This window comes from Streptomyces sp. NPDC001970 (assembly GCF_053594115.1).
On sequence record NZ_JBSFDW010000014.1, the window covers coordinates 162,870 to 182,089 of the forward strand.

Annotated in this window: 14 protein-coding genes; 8 read left to right on the forward strand and 6 right to left on the reverse strand. The window is 71.5% G+C overall.

Annotation, left to right across the window (positions count from 1 at the left end; all coding sequences use genetic code 11):
• The first annotated feature begins 102 nt into the window (after positions 1–102).
• Positions 103–1,695 (forward strand): ABC transporter substrate-binding protein, encoded by a 1,593-nt coding sequence (locus tag ACWCP0_RS19220; protein ID WP_451079982.1) that lies wholly within the window; start codon positions 103–105, stop codon positions 1,693–1,695.
• Between the two features lie 137 nt (positions 1,696–1,832).
• The gene (locus tag ACWCP0_RS19225; protein ID WP_451079983.1) at positions 1,833–2,612 is read left to right on the forward strand and encodes an AfsR/SARP family transcriptional regulator; all 780 of its coding nucleotides are present in this window, start codon (positions 1,833–1,835) and stop codon (positions 2,610–2,612) included.
• 298 nt (positions 2,613–2,910) lie between these two features.
• On the opposite strand, the gene ACWCP0_RS19230 is transcribed toward ACWCP0_RS19225, so the two are convergent.
• The 4 genes from ACWCP0_RS19230 to ACWCP0_RS19245 form a co-directional block, all read right to left on the reverse strand.
• Positions 2,911–3,984 (reverse strand): MBL fold metallo-hydrolase, encoded by a 1,074-nt coding sequence (locus tag ACWCP0_RS19230; RefSeq protein WP_451079984.1) that lies wholly within the window; start codon positions 3,982–3,984, stop codon positions 2,911–2,913.
• 137 nt (positions 3,985–4,121) lie between these two features.
• Positions 4,122–5,282: a bifunctional glutamate N-acetyltransferase/amino-acid acetyltransferase ArgJ gene (gene argJ / locus ACWCP0_RS19235; protein WP_451079985.1), complete on the reverse strand. Its 1,161-nt coding sequence runs from the start codon at positions 5,280–5,282 to the stop codon at positions 4,122–4,124.
• A gap of 140 nt (positions 5,283–5,422) precedes the next feature.
• A complete protein-coding gene (locus ACWCP0_RS19240; protein WP_451079986.1) occupies positions 5,423–6,331 on the reverse strand; it encodes a quinone oxidoreductase family protein in 909 nt (302 codons plus the stop codon).
• A 39-nt stretch (positions 6,332–6,370) separates the two neighbouring features.
• Positions 6,371–7,609 (reverse strand): cytochrome P450 family protein, encoded by a 1,239-nt coding sequence (locus ACWCP0_RS19245; protein ID WP_451079987.1) that lies wholly within the window; start codon positions 7,607–7,609, stop codon positions 6,371–6,373.
• 106 nt (positions 7,610–7,715) lie between these two features.
• Between ACWCP0_RS19245 and ACWCP0_RS19250 the strand changes: the two genes are divergently transcribed.
• From ACWCP0_RS19250 to ACWCP0_RS19275, 6 genes are all read left to right on the forward strand, one after another.
• Positions 7,716–8,948 (forward strand): FAD-dependent oxidoreductase, encoded by a 1,233-nt coding sequence (locus tag ACWCP0_RS19250; protein WP_451079988.1) that lies wholly within the window; start codon positions 7,716–7,718, stop codon positions 8,946–8,948.
• Positions 8,949–9,075: 127 nt separating this feature from the next.
• Positions 9,076–10,194, forward strand: a complete 1,119-nt coding sequence (locus ACWCP0_RS19255; RefSeq protein WP_451079989.1) for a PP2C family protein-serine/threonine phosphatase — start codon at positions 9,076–9,078, stop codon at positions 10,192–10,194.
• 307 nt (positions 10,195–10,501) lie between these two features.
• On the forward strand, positions 10,502–11,086 hold the full coding sequence (locus tag ACWCP0_RS19260; protein WP_451079990.1) for a ScbR family autoregulator-binding transcription factor: 585 nt from the start codon (positions 10,502–10,504) through the stop codon (positions 11,084–11,086).
• A 159-nt stretch (positions 11,087–11,245) separates the two neighbouring features.
• The gene (locus tag ACWCP0_RS19265) at positions 11,246–12,118 is read left to right on the forward strand and encodes a 4'-phosphopantetheinyl transferase family protein (protein ID WP_451079991.1); all 873 of its coding nucleotides are present in this window, start codon (positions 11,246–11,248) and stop codon (positions 12,116–12,118) included.
• A gap of 35 nt (positions 12,119–12,153) precedes the next feature.
• Complete coding sequence (locus ACWCP0_RS19270; RefSeq protein WP_451079992.1) at positions 12,154–13,737, forward strand: acyl-CoA carboxylase subunit beta; 1,584 nt, start codon at positions 12,154–12,156, stop codon at positions 13,735–13,737.
• Positions 13,734–14,051 carry an acyl-CoA carboxylase subunit epsilon gene (locus ACWCP0_RS19275; RefSeq protein ID WP_451079993.1) on the forward strand — a complete coding sequence of 106 codons (318 nt, stop codon included), beginning with the start codon at positions 13,734–13,736 and terminating at the stop codon, positions 14,049–14,051. The genes ACWCP0_RS19270 and ACWCP0_RS19275 overlap by 4 nt, the downstream gene beginning before the upstream one ends.
• A gap of 85 nt (positions 14,052–14,136) precedes the next feature.
• Here the strand turns inward: ACWCP0_RS19275 and ACWCP0_RS19280 are convergent, their stop codons facing one another.
• The gene (locus tag ACWCP0_RS19280) at positions 14,137–14,958 is read right to left on the reverse strand and encodes a thioesterase II family protein (protein ID WP_451079994.1); all 822 of its coding nucleotides are present in this window, start codon (positions 14,956–14,958) and stop codon (positions 14,137–14,139) included.
• Positions 14,955–19,220: thioester reductase domain-containing protein (locus ACWCP0_RS19285; protein WP_451079995.1), on the reverse strand; the 4,266-nt coding region annotated here is incomplete at its 5' end. The genes ACWCP0_RS19285 and ACWCP0_RS19280, both read right to left, overlap by 4 nt.

Consider the following 19,220-nt stretch of genomic DNA (forward strand, 5'->3'; position numbering starts at 1 on the left):
CAGTTCCTTTGCGGAGCGTTCCAGCGACACGAAAGGCAATGACTCGTGGGATTCGATGAGGCATCACGCGGTGTGGTGCGCCCCTCCGAAGAGGAGGGCGGAGTGCTGAGGTTCGTCCGCACGGACGACTTCGACTCGCTCGACCCGGCCGACACCTACTACGCCTACACCTGGAACTTCATACGGCTGATCGGGCGCCCCCTCGTCGGCTACCGCCAGGACGGCGACGGCGGGCTCCGGCTCGTCCCCGACCTCGCCGAGAGCCTGGGCACCCCGTCCGCGGACGGCCGGACATGGACCTACCGCCTCCGCCGCGGCATCGCCTTCGAGACCGGCCGCCCGGTCACGGCACAGGACGTGCGCCACGCCGTGCTGCGCGCCAACTTCCCCGAGTCGGTGTACGGGAACGGGAACGGGTCCGGGAACGGGCCCGCCGCGACGATCACCCGCGGCGGGCCCCAGTACTTCCGCCAGTACCTCACGGGCGCCGGCGACGGCATCGGCTGCCCGGACGAGCACACGATCGTCTTCCGTCTGAAAGAACCTTTCTCCGGATTCGACTACCTCGCCGCCCTTCCGACGACGATCCCCGTCCCCGAGGAGGCCGACACCTACCCCCGCTACCGGGACCGGCCGGTCTCCTCGGGGCCGTACCGCATCAGCACGTACGAGCCCGGGCGCGAGGCCCGCCTCGACCACAACCCGCACTGGAAGCGGGAGTCGGACCCCCTGCGCACCCGCCGGCCGCAGGAGATCCATGTCCGGCTCGGCGTCACCGGGCCGGAGGTCGACCGCATGCTGCTGGCCGGCGAGGCGGACATCGACCTGGCCGGTGTGGGGGTGCAGCCGGAGACCCAGCAACGGCTCCTGGCCGATGACTCGCTGCGGGAGCACGTCGACAATCCCCGCACCGGCTTCGTCTGGCTGTACTGCATCAACCAGAACATCGGCCCGCTGACGGACATCCACGCGCGCAGGGCCGTCCAGTACGCCACCGACAAGGCCGCCATGCGCGACGCGTACGGCGGCGAACCGGCCGGCGACATCGCCACCACCCTGCTCCCGCCCACCGTGGCGGGCTACGAACCGCACGACAGATACCCGGTCGGCCCCGACGCCACCGGAGATCTGGACGCGGCGCGCCGCGAACTCGCCCTGGCGGGAACGCCGGACGGATTCCCCGTCCGGATCGCGGCGCGTGAGGACCGGCGCAAGGAATGGAACGCGGCCCTGGCCCTTGCCGCCGGCCTGGCCCGCGTGGGAATCGACGCGGAGGTCACCGCCTTCACCTCGGGCGACTACTTCACCACCTGCGCCGGTGTTCCCGCCTATCTGCGTGAGCACGGAATCGGCATCGTGATGTTCGGCTGGGCCGCCGACTTCCCGGACGGTTTCGGATTCCTCCAGCAGATCGCCGACTCCCGCGCCATCAAGGAGTCGGGCAACCAGAACCTCGGCGAGCTGGCCGATCCGAAGATCGACCATTTGCTCGACGAGGGCATCGCCACTGCCGACCCGGGTGAAAGAGCACGGATCTGGGCGGAGGTGGACCGGCTGGCGATGGACAGCGCGGTGATGTGTCCCTACATGTACGTGAGATCCGTGGTCTACCGGGGCGCCGGAGCCTCGAATGTCACGATGTCGCAGGCATACGGGATGTACGACTACGCGACCATCTCGGCGACGCCGGGATAGACCGCCGGTCGCGGGGATCCCGCGCGCACCGGCGGAACGGCACACGGGGGTGAGGGACAACAGCAGACGCGCGGGAACACCGCCGGAAGCGGCACTCGCCCCCCGACATCATGCGCACCCACGAGGGGGGAAGCACCTTGAACAGCGCAAGACGCCTGACGGTCCAGCTCCTCGGACCCGTCGCATTGCTGAACGCAGGCGTACCGATACCGATCCAGGGCCAGCGCCAGGTGCGTTTCCTCGCCGCCCTCGCGCTGAAACCCGGACAGGTCGTCACCAAAGAGGCCATCATCGCGGACTCCTGGGACGGTGAACCGCCGCGCACCGTCTCCGGGCAACTTCAGACCTCGACCTGGAGAATTCGCACCGCCCTGGAGGCGGCGGGACTCGCGAGGGACGTGCTCGTGTCCCACCGCCTCGGTTACCAGTTGCACGTGCCCGCCGACCGTATCGATCTCTTCGTCTTCCGTGAAGCGGTCAAGGAAATCCGTGAACTCTACGCGCGTGGGGATTTCGAGGCCGCGGGACAGCGCATCGAATCCGTCCTCGCCATGTGGAAAGGCGCCGCCCTCACGGACGTCACCTCCGGCCGGCTCCGCCTTCACGCCGAGTGCCTGGACCGGGAGCGGGCGGCGGCGATCGAGCTGCGCGCGAGGATCGACATCGGGCGGGCGAAGTTCGAGGACGCGATTGCGCAGCTGTCGGAGCTGGTCGACCAGGACCCTCTGCGGGAGGACCTCTACATCGGGCTGATGAAGGCGTACTACGGTGCGGGGCGGCAGGCGGACGCGATTCAGATCTTCCACCGGGCGAGGGAGATCCTGCGGGATCAGATCGGGATCAACCCGGGCGTGAAGCTCAAGGCGACGATGCAGGCGGTGCTGCAGCAGGACGAGCTGTACCTCAAGGCGGCGTAGGGGCCGGGGTGGGCCGGGGTGGGGGGCACCCGCGGCTCCGCCGAGGTGCGCTCTGCCCCGGGCCCCTGGGGGTGCGCTCGGCATTGTGGGGTGGGATCGGGTGGCCGCCTTGGAGCGCCGGACGGGCTTGATGTGGGCCGGTACCGCGGGGTGGGCCGGGGTGTCCTTCTCAAGCGTCGGACGGGCTGAGGGTGCCGCCGGGTACTGCGAGGTGCGCCGGGGTGTCCCTCCCGGAGTCCATCCCCACGCCCGGAGGGCGTAGGGGAGAGGGGCGCGGGCGCCCGGTCCCGTTCCTCGGCTACGTGGACAGTTCCGCCGTGATGTCGAGCGGCTCGTACGGCCGGGGGTCGAGCACCCGCGTGCGTGGCGCCGTCGGGCGTGCCGAGACCGCCGTGGACAGCGCGGCGGCCGCCGCGCTGTCCACGCGTGCCGCGGTGAGCGGGGACACCATGTCGTCGTGGTGACCGGGAATCAGCAGTGGCGGATCCCCCAGCACCTCCAGCAGTCGCTCCAGATAGCCGTGCACGGCTGAGTGCGAGGTCATCCCGACCACCGCCACATCCGGGCGAAGGCCGGCGAGTTCGCGGGCGATGTAGTTGCTGGCGCCGGACAGCAGCACGGTCGGGCCCCGCTCGACCGTCACCGCGTACATCAGCGTCTCGCCCTCCGGCAGCTCACCGAGCGTCGTGGGCCGGGACGGTGGCGGGGCGACGAGCCGGCCGGGGGCGAAGTAGCCGTGGTCCGCGCCCTGGCTGTGCAGGCTGCGGAAGACCTGCACGGTGAAGCCGTCGAACTGCAGATACTCGCCGCCCCGCACGGTGATGACATCGGCGACGCGCTTCTCGGGTGCTCCGAGAGCCGTCAGCAGATGTCGCGAGGAGTCGTCGCACAGCGTGCGGATGCGGTGGTCCCGCCACTCCGGGTGCGCGAGCAACCGCGGTACGTCGGCGATGTGGTCGAAGTGCCCGTGGCTGACGAGGATCAGCTCGGGCGCGCCCGTGAGCCTGCCGCGCGCCGCCTCCGCGACCGCCGTCTCGTCCAGGCGCAGGGGAAGCGACGGATCGAGCTTCCCGTCGGCGTTCAGGCAGCGCATACGGCTGAAGTAGGGGTCGAAGAGCAGACTGCGCGGGCCCGTGGCCGTGTCGCCGCCGCCGAAGGTCAGCTCCCAGCCGGCGACCCCGAGCCAGCGCATCGTCAACGGGGCCGGCGCCACAGGGCCGCGAGCGGGACCCTGCGCCGCCCGCTGCTGCGAGGCGGCGGACGTGGTGGCTGTCGCCGATGCCGCGCCACCGGACAGCAGCCCCGCGGCCCCGGCCGCCAGCGTCCCCTTCAGAACCGATCGCCGCAGCCGCAGCATGAGCAAGACCTCCACCTGTCACCGTTGGTGACGAGGAGGATATGCAAGGCATACGCAGGGTCAGCGTTTTCCGGCCAAGGACACTCCGGCTGTCCCGTGCTTCACCCGGGGAACAGCCGGAGAACAGCGCGCGAACGCGCGAACGGCCGGGCTCAGGTCGTGTATTCGGAGTTCAGCCGCACGTATCCCTCGGTGAGGTCGCACCCGTAGACCGTGAACGCGCCGTCGGCGATGCCGAGATCGATGCCGATGACGACCTCTTCGCCGCGCAGATACTCCGTCAGGGCTCCGAGGACCGCGTCCTCGTCGGCCCGGGGCGGGTAGACGGCCACATCGCCGAAGCGGATGGCGACCTTTTCCTTGTCGATGTCCGTCTCGTCCTGGCACTTTCCGATCGCCATCGCCACCCGGCCCCAGTTCGGGTCGCAGCCGTGAACGGCGGTCTTCACCAGCGGTGAGTTGACGACCGACTTGCCGACCCGCTTCGCCTGCGCCGCGTCCCGGGCTCCGGCCACCTCGACCTGGATGAGCTTGCTCGCGCCCTCGCCGTCGGAGGCGATCATCTTGACCAGGTCGAGCGCCACGCGGTGCAGCGCGGTCCTGAACTCGTCCGGGACGACCTCGCCCGCGACCCCGTTCGCGAACAGCGCCGCCGTGTCCGACGTGGAGGTGTCGGTGTCGATGCTCACCGCGTTGAACGTGATGTCCATGACCTCGCGGAACAATCGGTCCTGCACCTCCGGCGCGAGCCGCGCGTCGGTGGCGAAGAAGGTGAGCAGCGTCGCCATGTCCGGCTCCAGCATGCCCACCCCCTTGGCGATACCGGTGATCGTCGCCTCACCGACCCGGGCCGATGCGATCTTGGGGTGGGTGTCGGTGGTCATGATGGAGCGCGCGGCCGCCTCGAAGCCCCGGTCCTCCGGGAACGGCCGTCCGAGCGTGGCGACATGGGCCCTGATGCTCTCCATCGGGAGCTGACGGCCGATCACCCCGGTGGCCGCGACGAGCAGTTCCTCCGGCGGCAGACCGACCGCCTTGGCGACGCCGTCCCGTACCTCCAGGGCGTTGGCCGCACCCTGCGCGCCTGTGGCGACGTTCGCGTTCCGGGCCACGACCACCACACCTCGTGCGACACCGTCGGCTGCGGCCTCGCGCGACAGGAGCACGGAGGGGCCCGCGAACCTGGACCGGGTGAACACCGCGCTGACCTGTGCCGGCTCCGTGGACAGCAGTACCGTGAAGTCGTCCCGGCCGTCGTCACCCGCGCCGACCGGCGCGACATGGACGGCGAACCCCTTGGGCGTATCGACCATGAGTCACCCCTCTGGATAGTCATGCGTTCAGGCTCATACTGATGCGAGCCTATACGGTGACGGTCTCCGCGGCCTCTCGTTCGCCGATCCCCGCGTGCCACGCCCCTCGGCCCGGCCCCGCGCCGTCACTCGGTGACTCCCTACGGGCGCAGCACGATCTTTCCGACCGTCCGCCGTGCCAGCAGGTCCTCGTGCGCGCGCCGGGCCTCGGCCAGCGGATAGCTGCCTCCGGCGACGGGGGTGACGCGGCCGCGCGCCACCAGGTCGAGGAGTTCCGTGAGCGGCCCGCCGACCGCTCCTGGGGCCGCCAGCGTGGGACGGAGCCAGAAGCCCACGACCGAGGCGTTGAGCCGGTTCAGGCGGGCGGGGTCGACCGGGGTGAACCCGCTGCGGGAGGCGTTTCCGTAGGTGACGAGGCGGCCGAAGGAGGCGAGGGACGCCAGTGCCCGGTCGAAGAGTTCGCCGCCGACGGCGTCGAGAATGACGTCGGCGCCCCTCTCCAGGGGGTACTCGACGATCGCGTCGGCGCCGAGGTCCAGGGCGAGTCGGGCCTTGGACGGCGAAGAGGCCTGTGCGAGTACACGTCCCGCACCGAATTCCCTGGCCAGTTGGACCACGAGGCTGCCGACGCCGCCTGCCGCGGAATGCACCACCACGGTCTCGCCCGTGCGCAGGCGGGCCGCGGAACGGAGCAGATGCCATGCCGTCAGCCCCTGCATCAGCAGGGCCAGCGCCTGGGCGGCGTCGAGTTCCTCGGGAATCCCGAAGACGGACGATTCCTTGGCGACCACCTGTTCCGCGTATCCGTTGGACACGCGTGCCAGTACCCGCCGACCGTCGGGGGTGCGCCCCACGACCTCGCTCCCCGGGACGTACGGGAGCCTGTCGGCGCTCAGGTAGGAGCCGTCGGTCTGGTGGGTGTCGGCGAAGTTCACCCCGGCGGCTTCCACCCTGAGGAGTAACTCTCCCGGGCCCGGGGCCGGCGGGGCCACTTCGACGGGCGTGAGGACTTCCGGACCACCGAAGCGGTCGAACTGAATAGCGATCATGGCCGCACGGTATCGCGCGGCAGCCGCCCGCCGTGGGCGCTATCCGCCCCTGACCCGACCGCCGTTCGTGAAGGTGACCGGCAGGCTCACGGGGCCACGCAGCCCGCCCGGCCGCCACCGGAGCTCGCCCGGCGGTACGGCCAGGGCGAGCCCGGGAAGGCGGCGCAGGGCGGTCCCGATGGCGACCTGGCCCTCCAGCCGGGCCAGCGGCGCCCCCAGGCAGTAGTGGATGCCGTGCCCGAAGGCGAGGTGGGCGTTGTCCCGCCGGGTGACGTCCAGGCGGTCGGGGTCCGGGAACCTCGCCGGGTCGCGGTCGGCGATGGCCGAGGCGATCAGCACGGTCGCTCCGCGCGGGACGGTCACGCCCGCGATCTCGACGTCCTCGCGGGCGAACCGGGCGATGCCGGGGCTGACCGGTCCGTCGTAGCGCAGGAATTCCTCGATCGCGCCCGGCAGCAGCTCCGGATCGGAGCGCAGCAGCTCCAGCTGGCCGGGGTGGGCGAGCAGTGCGGCGATGCCGCCGCCGATCAGGTTGACCGTGGTGATGTAGCCCGCGACCAGCAGCAGGAACGCCATGGCGATCAGCTCGTCCTCGTTCAGCTGCTGCTCCTCGTCCCGGGCGGTGATGAGCGCACTGAGCAGGTCGTCGTCCCCGGGCCTGGCCCGCTTGGTCTCCAGCAGCTTGGTCAGATACGCGCGCATCTCCTGCCAGGCCGCGTTCACCACGGCCGGGTCCGGCATCTCGGCGCCGCGCATGATCATGTCGTCGGTCCACCGCTGGAACTCGTGCCGGTCGTCCACCGGCACCCCGAGCAGTTCGCTGATCACGGTGACCGGAAGCGGCAGGGCGAAGTCCGCGACGAGGTCGGCGCGGCCGGCCGGCACGACCGCGTCGAGCAGACCGTCGGTGATGGACTGGATGCGAGGCCGCAGCTCGCCCACCCGGCGCGCGGTGAACGCCTTCGAGACCAGGCGGCGCAGTCGGGTGTGGTCGGGCGGGTCGGAGCGGAGCATGTTGCTCAGCATCGACTCGCGCTCCGTCTCGGGCAGCTGCTGCAGCAGCCGGGTGTCCGACGCGTCGCGTACGTCGCTGCTCAGCCGTGGGTCGGACAGGGCCGCGATGCCGTCCTCGTAGCGCGTGACCAGCCAGGCGTCCAGGCCGCCCGCGATGACGGCGCGACGCACGGGGCCGTCCTCGCGCAGCTGCCGGTAGAGCGGGAAGGGATCCGCGACGAAGGCAGGGTCGGCGTAGGGCAGAAGGACCGGCTGCTGGCTCATGATGCCTCCCGGAGTACGCCGCCATCACCGCGGCGAGTTGTCAGGTCTTGAGGGTATATGTCCCAGTGTGGAAGGTCCTGGGATGGCGCCGAAGGGAGGGGGAGCGATGGAGCGGACCACGTGCTGTGTGGTGGGTGGCGGCCCCGCGGGAATGGTCCTCGGTCTGCTGCTGGCCCGGGCCGGTGTGGCGGTCACGGTGCTGGAGAAGCACGGTGACTTCCTGCGCGACTTCCGCGGCGACACCGTGCATCCGTCCACGCTGGCGCTGCTCGACGAGCTGGGCCTGGCCGAGCGGTTCGCGCAGCTGCCGCAGCGGCGGGTGACGACGATCCAGCTGCCGCTCGGCAGGGGCCGCTCGCTGGTCACCGTCGGCGACATCGGCTCGCTGCCGGGCAAGTACAACTACATCGCCATGGTGCCGCAGTGGGACCTGCTCAACCTCCTCGCCGACGAGGCGAGGCGGGAGCCGTCCTTCTCCGTGCGGATGAACACCGAGGCCAAGGGCTTCCTGATGGAGCGCGGACGGGTCACAGGGGTGCGGTACCGCACGGCCGACGGCCGTACCGGCACGCTGCGGGCCGGTCTCACGGTGGCCTGCGACGGCCGGGGCTCGCTGGCCCGGTCGCTGCCCGAACTGGGACTGCGGAGTTTCACGTGCCCGATGGACGCCTGGTGGTTCCGGCTGCCGCGGCGTGACGGGGACCCGCACGGGCTGGTGGGGGGCGTGGGTGACCGGTTGCTCAGCGCCATGATCGACCGAGGGGACTACTGGCAGTGCGCCGCCCTGATCCCCAAGGGAACCGACGCCGCGCGCCGCACCGCCGGTCTCGAGCGCTTCATGGCCGACTTCACGGCCGCCGTCCCCTGGCTCGCGGGCCGGGCGCACGCGCTGCGGTCGTGGGACGACGTCAAGCTGCTCGACGTACGGCTCGACCGCCTACGGCACTGGCACCGCCCGGGTCTGCTGTGCATCGGCGACGCGGCGCACGCGATGTCGCCGGTCTTCGGCATCGGCATCAACCTCGCCGTCGAGGACGCCGTGGCCGCCGCCCGGTATCTCGTCGGACCGCTGCGCCGGGGCGCGATCGGCCCGCGGGACGTACGGGCGGTGCAGCGCCGCCGCCTGCCGACCACGGCCGTGACCCAGGCGCTGCAGCGGACCGCCCACGCACGCGTCGTCGAACCGCTGCTGGCGGGCCGCCCGCCCTTCGGCAACCCCCGCCTGGTGCAGCGGCTGACCGGGCTGCTCACCACCTCGCGGTGGCTGAACCGGGTCCCGGCGTACTTCCTCGCCTACGGCGCCGTGCGCGAGCGCCCGCCCGCCGCGTCCCTGCGGTGACCGGCGGCTCAGGCCCTGCCCGACGCCTGGCCCGACGGCCCGGCGTGACGCCCTGCCCGACGGCCCGGCGCGGAGGCCGGGCACGGCGGCGCAGGCGCCGACCCGTGGCGCGGTGTATTCAGGACCTATGGTTCCTGGACGGCTCCGCGGAGCCCATTGCGTGTCATGGGAGCCACACCATGCCCTGCTGCTGGTGCCGATCGCGCTGATCGCGCTCGTCACGGTGGTCGACATCCTGGCACCACCGGCCGTCCACCTCGGCCCCTTCCTCGTCGCCGCACCCGCCATCACCGCGTCGTTCGCCGGGCCCCGCACCACCGCGTTCGTCGGTGTGCTCGCCGTCCTCGCCCAGGCGGTGGTCGCGATCGCGCGCACCACGCTCATCGACCTGAACCACTCGTTCCAGCTCATCACCCTGATCGTGATCTCGGGATTCGCGACCTTCTTCGCCTACCTGCGAGAACGCCACGAGAAGGAAGTCACCCAGCTCCGCTCGGTGGCCGAGGCGGCACAGCAGGTCGTCCTGAGACCCCTGCCCCAGCGGATCGGCCCCCTGCGCATCGCCTCCGTCTACCTGGCCGCGGAGAGCGAGGCGCAGATCGGCGGCGATCTGTACGCCGCCGCCCGCATCGCCGGGGGGACCCGGTTCGTCATCGGCGACGCACGGGGCAAGGGACTGGCGGCGATCGGGGACGCCGCGTTGCTCCTCGGCGCTTTCCGGGGCGCTGCCCACCGGCAGGCCGACCTGACGGCGCTGGTCGCCCATCTGGAGGGAGCCGTCTCCTCCGACCTGGACGACCCCGGCGCATCCGCCGACGGCACCGATGGTCCGGACGAGTCGTTCATCACCGCGGCCGTCCTGGACGTCCCGGACGAGGCGCCGGACCTTCACCTGATCAACTGCGGTCACCCCTCGCCGCTGCTGCTCCGCGACGGCCTGGTCGTCCCGCTCGACGTGCGCCACCCTCTGCCGCCGCTGGGTCTCACCGAGTTCGTGGAGTGCGACCTGTCCGTGGAGACGTTCGCCTTCGAGCCCGGCGACATCGTCCTGCTCTACACCGACGGTGTCATCGAGGCCCGCGACCGGGCCGGCACCTTCTACCCCCTGCAGGAACGGGTGGCCACCTGGTCCGCCAGAGGCCCCGATGCCCTCCTGGGCCGCCTCTGCGGCGACCTGCTGCGCCATGCCGGCGGGCATCTGGGGGACGACGCCGCCATGGTGGCGATCGAGCGCATGCCGAGCTGAGGTCTCGGCGGCTGAGTACCCGGACCTCAAACAAACCTTTTTCCCGGTTTGTTTGAGGGTTCATCAGAGGAGAAATCGGCCATCACGGGGGCGCGGCTGGCCGAGAGTTGTCAGTTACCGCAAGAACATACAGCGTGGATGGTTTTATAAGCCGGGCTGTCGTACAGTGCTCTCCGTGCACCGGGGATTCCGGAGAGCGACGTTCGCCGTCGCGTCCCGCGTATCGCCGGGAGCACGGCCGACCGGCCGATGGGCGTACGGAGTCCGTTCGATGGACGTCCAGGAGTAGAGCAGCAGGGAGCCGTCCGTGTCGAAGCAGGAAAGGGCAGTACGCACCCGCCGTGACCTGGTCCATGCGGCGGCCGTCGCGTTCGAGCAGTACGGCTATGTGCAGGCGACGCTGGCGACCATCAGCGACCATGCGGGCGTCAGCACCGGCGCCCTGCACTTCCACTTCGAGAACAAGGCGGCGCTCGCCGCGGCCGTCGAAGCGGCGGCGTACGAACAACTGCGTGCCGTCGTGCGCGAGGCGTGCGGGAGCACCGGACCCGCGCTCCAGGCACTCGCCGAGGCCTCGCAGGAGGTGTCGCGGCTGCTGCGGTCCAATGTGGTCTTCCGTGCCGGGTTCCAGCTCAACTTCGACGTCACCCGCCGGTCCGATCTGGACCTCCGGCGCGAGTGGCACGCATGCGTGCAGAAGCTGATCGACAAGGCGCGCGACGCGGGCGGGCTGATGCGCTCCGTCGTCCCGCACGACGTCGTCGCCGTGATCGTGGCCGCCACGGTCGGGTTCGGGCTGCTCGGCAGGGAGAGCCAGGAGTGGCTTTCCCCGAACACGCTGGCCGGCTTCTGGGAACTCCTGCTGCCGCGGCTTGCCGCCGTACCGGAATAACCGCCGGGTACGGGAATCACCGTCCGGTAATTTCCGTGTCACAGCAGACCGTTCAGTTACTCGACAGCGAACTGATCAAACAATTGACGGTCATCATTGACCCTGACGGAAATCGCCGCAGACTTCTTTACGGTGAGCATGTCCCGAAGGGAATCGACCATGACCGTACAGGCCGTGCCCGATCATCGAAGGCGCCGACCGGGCGTTCTCCCCGGCCGGCGGATCGCCCGACGGCTCACCGTCACCGACAACGAACTGCAGCTGTGGATGCTGCCCCGGCCCTGGGCCAGGAGCGCCGCGCGGCCGCTGAGAGTGTCCGAACTCGACGACCGGGAACGCGAGCGCGCCGCCTCCTTCCAACGGCCCCAGGACCGACTGCTCTACGAGTCCGCGCACATCGCCCTGCGGCGCGTGCTCGCCGCCATTCTTGGCGTCCGTCCGCGCGATGTGCTCCTGGGGCGCGAGCCCTGCCCCGGCTGCGGAGGCCCGCACGGCCGGCCCGTGGTCGCCGACGCCCCCTTCCCGCTGCACTTCTCCCTCTCCCACAGCCATGGCCTCGCCCTCGTCGCCGTCTCCGCGAAGCCTGTGGGCGTGGACGTGGAGCAAGTGCCCTCGGTGCAGAGGGCGGACCTCTGCATCCCCTCGCTCCACCCTGCCGAGCGGGAGGAGCTGGCCCTCCTGCCCACCGAGGAACGCCGTCGCGCCTTCACCGCGCTGTGGACGCGCAAGGAGGCCTACCTCAAGGCGACGGGCACCGGGCTCGGCCGTGACCTGTCCGCCGACTACCTCGGCGAGCGCGAGGGCCCCGGCGCCCCCCGCAGGCCGGCCGACTGGACCGTACGCAACCTGCCCACCGGCTCCGGCCGCGGCGGTCACCGCGCCGCCGTCGCGTTCCAGGGCGCCGAGGACCAGCGGTGCACCGTGCGCCGGCTGTCTGCGGACTGCCTCCACACCGACGACGCGACCGGACTCCTCGCCGGGCTAGAGGCGCGCGAGTGCGCGCTGCCGCCGGTGTCCCGCGCGCTCACGTGACCACCACGACCGATCACCGCGATATCCCGACCGCGATGTCCCAAGGGGGAACCTTGCCGACCGTCGAATCCCAGGTACCCGACCGGCTCGACGAACTTGCCGAACTCAAGAGCCTCGCCCGTAACGGGCCCGATCCCAAGGCCACCGAACGCCAGCATGCCAAAGGAAAGCTGACGGCCCATGAGCGAATAGAGCTACTGCTCGACAAGGGCAGCTTCACCGAGATGGAAGCGCTGCGACGGCACCGCGCCACCGGCTTCGGCCTGGAGGCCAAGCGTCCGCACACCGACGGTGTGGTCACCGGCTGGGGCACGGTCGAGGGCCGCACCGTCTTCGTCTACGCGCATGACTTCCGCATCTTCGGCGGCGCGCTGGGCGAGGCACACGCCCAGAAGATCCACAAGATCATGGACATGGCCATCGCGGCCGGTGCCCCGCTCGTCTCTCTCAACGACGGTGCCGGAGCCCGGATCCAGGAGGGGGTCTCCGCCCTCGCCGGCTACGGCGGCATCTTCCGGCGCAACACCAAGGCCTCCGGCGTCATCCCGCAGATCAGCGTGATGCTCGGGCCGTGCGCGGGCGGCGCCGCCTACTCGCCGGCGCTGACCGACTTCGTCTTCGCCGTACGGGACATCTCCCAGATGTTCATCACCGGCCCCGACGTCGTGCAGGCCGTCACCGGCGAGGAGGTCTCGCAGAACGGCCTCGGCGGCGCAGACGTCCACGCCGGCGTCTCGGGCGTCGCGCACTTCGTGTACGACGACGAGGAGAGCTGCCTCGCCGAGGTGCGGTACCTGCTGTCCCTGCTGCCGTCCAACAATCGTGAGCTGCCGCCCGCCCACATCGGCGAGGACCCCGCCGACCGCGCGGGCGACGCCCTGCTGGACCTGGTCCCGGCCGACGGCAACCGCTCGTACGACATCCGCGCCGTGGTTGAGGAACTCGTCGACGACGGCGAGCACATGGAGGTCCACGCGGCCTGGGCGCCCAACATCGTCTGCACCCTCGCCCGTCTCGACGGGCAGGTCGTGGGCGTGGTCGCCAACCAGCCCTCGTCCATGGCCGGCGTGCTCGACATCAAGGCGAGCGAGAAGGGGGCGCGGTTCGTCCAGTTCTGCGACTCCTTCAACATCCCGATCGTCACCCTCGTCGACGTACCCGGCTTCCTGCCGGGCGTCGACCAGGAGCACGAGGGCATCATCCGGCGCGGCGCGAAGCTTCTGTACGCGTACTGCAACGCCACCGTGCCGCGGATCTCCGTGGTGCTGCGCAAGGCCTACGGCGGCGCGTACATCGTGATGGACTCCCGCTCCATCGGCGCGGACGTCGCGCTGGCGTGGCCGAGCAACGAGATCGCGGTGATGGGCGCCGAGGGCGCGGCCAATGTGGTCTTCCGCCGGGAGATCGCGGCGGCCGACGACCCCGACGCCATGCGGGCCCAGAAGATCAAGGACTACAAGAACGAGCTGGTGCACCCCTACTACGCGGCCGAGCGCGGACTGATCGACGACGTCATCGACCCGCGCGACACCCGCTCCGTCCTCATCCGCTCGCTCGCCATGCTGCGGGCCAAACACGCCGAGCTGCCGGTACGCAAGCACGGCAACCCACCGCAGTGAGCGCCCGGCCGGACAGCACCGGCGAGCAGGCAGCGCGGCCGCCCGGACGGGACGCCGAGGCGCCCGTACCGGCCGCGGAGCCGGTCGTACGGGCCGCGGAGCCGGCCGCGGAGCCGCTCGTGCGCGTGGAACGGGGGAACCCCGACGCCGAGGAACTCGCCGCGCTCACCGCGGTCCTGCTCACCCGCGTGGCCGCCGTCGGCGCCGAGCCGGACGACGTCTCCCGCCGCGGACGGGCGTCGACCCGCTGGCGCAGGCCCGAACGGGCGCGAGGCTTCCGCGGGCCCCGCACCTGGCAGGGGCCGGGTCACTGACCGTCCACCCAGCACGAGCGGAAAGCCCGGTGGGGCGTGAACCGGAATCCGGTTCACGCCCCACCGGCGTGTTGTGCACCGCGTCTCAGCGGGCCGTCGCGGCCTCCAGTGTGGCGGCGACCAGGTGCGCCACCTCCTGCGTACGGCCGTCGAGATAGAAGTGCCCGCCGGGAAACGTCCGGAACTCGCCCGGCACCGCGGAGTGCTCCAGCCAGCCCCGCGCGTCGTCGGCAGGCACGACCGGGTCACTGTCACCCACCAGCACCGTGATGGGCGTGCGCAGCGGCGGTCCCGGCTCCCATGCGTAGGTCCTGAGCGCCGCGTAGTCCGCCCGCAGCGCGGGCAGCACCATCTCCAGCAGCTCCGGCTCGTCGAGCACTCGGCTTCCGGTGCCGCCCAGTCGCCGGATCTCCGCGATCAGCGCAGCGTCGCCGCTCAGCCGGTCACTGCTCCGCGGCCCGGGCGTCGGGGCGCCCCGCCCCGACAGGAACAGCCGCACCGGACGCCGTACGGCCTCCCGCGCCTCCAGCAGCCGGACCGTCTCGTACGCGATGGCCGAACCCATGCTGTGCCCGAAGAACGCGTACGGACGCCCGTCCTTCCCGTGCCGACCCTCCGCGTTCGCGTCCTCGTCCTCGTTCCCGTCCTCGTGCTCGGCGAAGGAGGCGAGCAACTCGTCCGCGATCAGCTCCGCGAGCCCGGTGACCGACTCGACGGGCGGCTCGTTCCGGCGGTCCTGACGGCCCGGGTACTGGATGGCCACCACCTCGGCCGCCGGTGCCAGCGCGCGGGCCAGCGGCACGTACGTACTCGCCGCGCCCCCCGCGTGGGGGAAGCAGAACAGCCGCAGCCCGCTCGCCGAGTCCCGCTGGTACTGCCTGAACCACTGGCTCCTCAGGAGACTCACACCCTCACCTCGGCCGCCGGGAAAAAGTCTGCCCCGACGAAGAATTCGACGTACTTCTCGAAGAGCTCACCGGTCATTTCCGGGCACCCGATCCCCGACCCCTCCAGCGCGCGCTCGGCCACGCCCGTATCGACCGGAGGATAGAAGGACTCGTTGTGGAAGGACATCATTTCGAAGGCTTCCAGCAACGGCAGCATCACATTGTCGGGGTCCGACTCGACACGCCGGCGCCACGCGTCCCATTCCAACTCGTCGAGCATATAGCCGCCCTTGCGCAGCAGCGCCACGAATTCACCGAAGCTGAGATGACTCTGGTTGTAGAGATGGAACGTACCGCCGGCCGTGTCTGCCTTCTTCGACAGCGCCACCACCGCGGCGCTCACATAGTCGACCGGTGTCAGGTGCACCGTGCCGACGAGACCGGCCGGCGCGGCCCCGGCCTGGACGAGCCCGCGCAGGCTCAGCCAGACGAAGTCACGCGTCTGGCAGGCGCCGTTGCGCACATCGCCGGAGATCACGTCGACCCGGTAGACCGAAACCGGCAGCCCTCGGTCCCGGGCCAGCCCGATGACCTGCTCCGCCACCCACTTGCTCTGCAGATAGCCGCTGGGCAGGGCCTCTGCCGGGCCGCTCGCGTCCTCCACCCGGAGCGGCACCCCGCCCGCGAGCTCACCGGCGAACACACCGGTGGTCGACAGATGGTGCACCGGCACCGTGCGATGACGGGCCGCCAGCCGCAGCACCTCCTCGGTGCCCCGCACATTCGCCGGGCTCAGCGTCGTGTACGGGTGCAGCCAGTGGACCGTGGCCCCCGCGTGGTACACCACGTCGGCCGTACGGGCCAGGGCGTCGAACTCCTCCTCGCTCAGGCCCAGCCGGGGCTGCGCGAGATCACCGATCACGATCCTCAGCCGCTCCGGGTCCACCTCGTCCCACACCCGGTACCACTCGAGGTTCGCCCGCAGCCGGGCCAGCCCCTCCGTGGCGTCGGAGGCGCGCACCAGGCAGTGCACCGTGCCCCGGGTCTCCCGCATCAGGTCGCGCAGCAGGAACGCCCCGAGGAACCCGGTCGCACCGGTCAGGAAGATCTCGCGCGGATCGTCCACCGCCCGCAGCGTCTCGGCCGCCGGCCGGATGTCGTCCGCGAGCCGAACCTCCGCCGCGAAGTCCACCTGCCGCCGCCGCGTCGGCGGCGTCCCTTCACCGCCCGGCCCGACCAGGGCGTCCCGCAGGAACCCGGCCAGCGCGACGGGCGTCGGGTGGTCGAACACCAGCGTCGCGGGCAGCCGCAGGCCCGTGCCCGCACTGAGCCGGTTGCGCAGCTCCACAGACGTCAGCGAGTCGAATCCCACCTGCGCGAAGGCCTGCCGGGTGTCGATGCCCGCCGGATCCGCATGCCCGAGCACCGCGACCGCCTCGGCGACCACGACGTCCAGGACGAGCCGCAGCTGCTCCGCCTCGTCCAGCGCGGCAAGCCGCTCACCGAGGGCTCCCGCCCCGTTGTCGGTGTTCTGCGCCGTACGCCGGGACGGCCTGCGCACCAGCGCGCCCAGCAGCGGACCCGCCTGGCCCGGGTTCTCCCGCATCGCCGCCACGTCCAGCGGCGTGATGACCGGAGCCGGGTGCGGATGCCGCAGGGCGAGGTCGAGCAGCCGCGGGCCCCGGTCCGCCTCGACCGGTGGGAAACCGGCGCGCGCGACGCGCGCGATGTCGGCCTCCGTCAGCTCACCCGCGATACCCGAGTCCGTCGCCCAGAGGCCCCAGGCGGTGGAGGTGGCGGGCAGGCCGTGGGCGGTGCGGTGGTGGGCGAGGGCGTCGAGGAAGGCGTTGGCGGCCGCGTAGTTCGCCTGCCCCGCGCCGCCGATGACGCCGGCGATGGAGGAGAAGAGGACGAAGGCGGTGAGGTCGAGGTGGTGGGTGAGGGTGTGGAGGTTCCAGGCGGCGTCGGCCTTGGGGCGGAGGACGGTGGTGAGTCGTTCGGGGGTGAGGGTGGTGAGGAGGCCGTCGTCGGTGGTGCCTGCGGTGTGGATGACGGCGGTGAGGGGGTGTTCGGTGGGGATGGTGGCGAGGGCGTCGGCGAGGGCTTGGCGGTCGGCGGCGTCGCAGGCGGTGATGGTGACGTGGGCGCCGAGTGCAGTGAGTTCGTCGTGGAGTTGGGTGGCGCCGGGTGCTTGGTCGCCGCGGCGGCTGAGGAGGTGGAGGTGGCGGGCGCCGTGGTGGGTGGCGAGGTGGCGGGCGAAGAGAGCGCCGAGGGTGCCGGTACCGCCGGTGATCAGCACCGTACCGTCCGGGCTCCACCTGCCCGACCCGCTGCCGTGGACCGGGGCCGGCGCAGTAGTGCGCCGCACCCGCGGCAGCAGAACCCTGCCCTCACGGATCGCCGCCTGCGGCTCGCCCGAGCTCCGGACCGAGGACAGCAGCTCGGTGCCCGCTTCGCTGCCGTCCGTGTCGATCAGCACGATCCGGCCGGGGGCCTCCGACTGCGCGGAACGCAGCAGACCCCAGACGGCCGAAGCGGCCAGATCCGGCACATCCTCGTCGGCGGCCGCCACCGCGCCTCGTGTGACGACGACCAGCGGCGCTCCGTCCGCGCGCTCATGGGCCAGCCACTCCTGCACCTCTGCCAGCGTCCGCAGGGTGAGGCGGTGCAGTGCGGCCGGCACGTCGCCGCCGTCGCTTGCGTCGCCTGCGTCGACTTCGCCGTCACCGCTCGCCACCCGCAGCAGTAGGGCGTCGAGGGCAGCCCCGTCGGCAGGTGCCGAACCCAGCACGCCCCAACGCATCGGGCGGTGGTCAGGGTCCGTCGAGGGCGCGGCGAGCGGCTCCCAGTCCACATGGAACAGCGCGTCCTGGTCCCGGTCACGGGCCTCGGCGATCTCGCCGACATCGACCGTCCGCCACACCGCGGCGTCGACGGTGGCCACCGGTTGTCCCGTCCGGTCCGCCAGCCGGGCCGACCAGCCGCCCCCGGCGACCGGCGTCAGCCGCACGCGCAGCGCGGTGGCCCCCACGGCATGAAGCCGGAACCCGCGCCAGTCGCCGACGAGCCGAGCGCGGCCGGAGTCGGCCGCAGGCGTGGCGGCGCGCAGGGCCGCCTCCAGCAGCGACGGATGCAGACCGAAGCCCGCCACATCCGGCTGGGCGTCCTCGACCGGTTCCACCTCGGCGTAGAGCTCTTCGCCCACCCGCCAGACGGCGGCGATCGAGTCGTCCGCATCCTCCGGCGCAACCGGCTCCGCACCGGCGGGCGGCCACTGCGACAGCTCGAAGGGCGCCCCGTTCGGTGCCTTGCTGAGCAACCCCTTGGCGTGGGTGGTCCAGGGGGCTTCGGTCCCGGCGGGGCGGGTGTGGAGGGTGAAGGGGTGGCGGCCGGTGTCGTCGGCAGGGTCGAGGGTGAGTTGGAGTTGGGTGGGTGTGGGTGTGGGTGTGGGTGTGGGTGTGGGTGTGGGTGTGGGTGTGGGTGTGGGCGTGGTGAGGGGGATGGGGGTGGTGAGGGTGAGGTGGTCGAGGGTGTCGGTGCCGATGTGGTCGCCTGCGTGGAGGGCGAGTTCGGCCACGGCGGAGGCAGGCAGAACCGGCGTGCCGTGCAGCGTGTGGCCCGCCAGCCACGGATGCGTACGCAGCGACACCTGCGTGGTGAAGAGCGTCCGGCCGCTCTCCGCGAGTTCGACCGTCGCACCCAGGATCGGATGGGTGGCCGGAGCCAGCCCCAGGTCACCGGCGTCCGCCGTCGCTGCGGTCGGGTTGAGCCAGTAGCGCTCGCGCTGGAAGGCATACGTGGGGAGGGGTACGCGGCGGGCGCCGGCCCCGGCGAAGTACGCCTCCCAGTCGACGGCGACGCCCCGGTTGTGCAGCTCGCCGAGAGCCGAGACGACGGACTCCGCCTCGGGGCGGCCGGCGCGCAGGAGGGCGATGCCGGTCACGGTGTCCGGGTGGGTGGCGGAGGCGGTGGCGAGGGTGGTGAGGGTGGCGTCGGGGCCGAGTTCGAGGAATGTGGTGGTGCCTGTGGCTTCGAGGGTGCGGGTGGCGGTGAGGAAGTGGACGGGCTGGCGTACCTGGTTGACCCAGTGGTCGGGGTGGGTCAGTTCGTCGGTGGTGAGGGTGCCGGTGACGGTGGAGACGATCGGGATCTTGGGCGCGTGGAAGGTCAAGCCCTTCGCGACCTCTCGGAAGTTGTTGAGCATGCCGTTCATGTGGGGGGAGTGGAAGGCGTGGGAGACGGTGAGCTGCTTGGTCTTGCGTCCGCGCTCTTGGAGGTGGTC

What these genes read in the sequence shown, in the direction of transcription:
- ACWCP0_RS19255 (WP_451079989.1), top strand. Translation starts at nt 9,076, where the DNA reads ATGGTTCCTGGACGGCTCCGCGGAGCCCATTGCGTGTCATGGGAGCCA.
- ACWCP0_RS19265 (WP_451079991.1), top strand. Translation starts at nt 11,246, where the DNA reads ATGACCGTACAGGCCGTGCCCGATCATCGAAGGCGCCGACCGGGCGTT.
- ACWCP0_RS19250 (WP_451079988.1), top strand. Translation starts at nt 7,716, where the DNA reads ATGGAGCGGACCACGTGCTGTGTGGTGGGTGGCGGCCCCGCGGGAATG.
- argJ (WP_451079985.1), bottom strand. Translation starts at nt 5,282, where the DNA reads ATGGTCGATACGCCCAAGGGGTTCGCCGTCCATGTCGCGCCGGTCGGC.
- ACWCP0_RS19245 (WP_451079987.1), bottom strand. Translation starts at nt 7,609, where the DNA reads ATGAGCCAGCAGCCGGTCCTTCTGCCCTACGCCGACCCTGCCTTCGTC.
- ACWCP0_RS19240 (WP_451079986.1), bottom strand. Translation starts at nt 6,331, where the DNA reads ATGATCGCTATTCAGTTCGACCGCTTCGGTGGTCCGGAAGTCCTCACG.
- ACWCP0_RS19270 (WP_451079992.1), top strand. Translation starts at nt 12,154, where the DNA reads ATGTCCCAAGGGGGAACCTTGCCGACCGTCGAATCCCAGGTACCCGAC.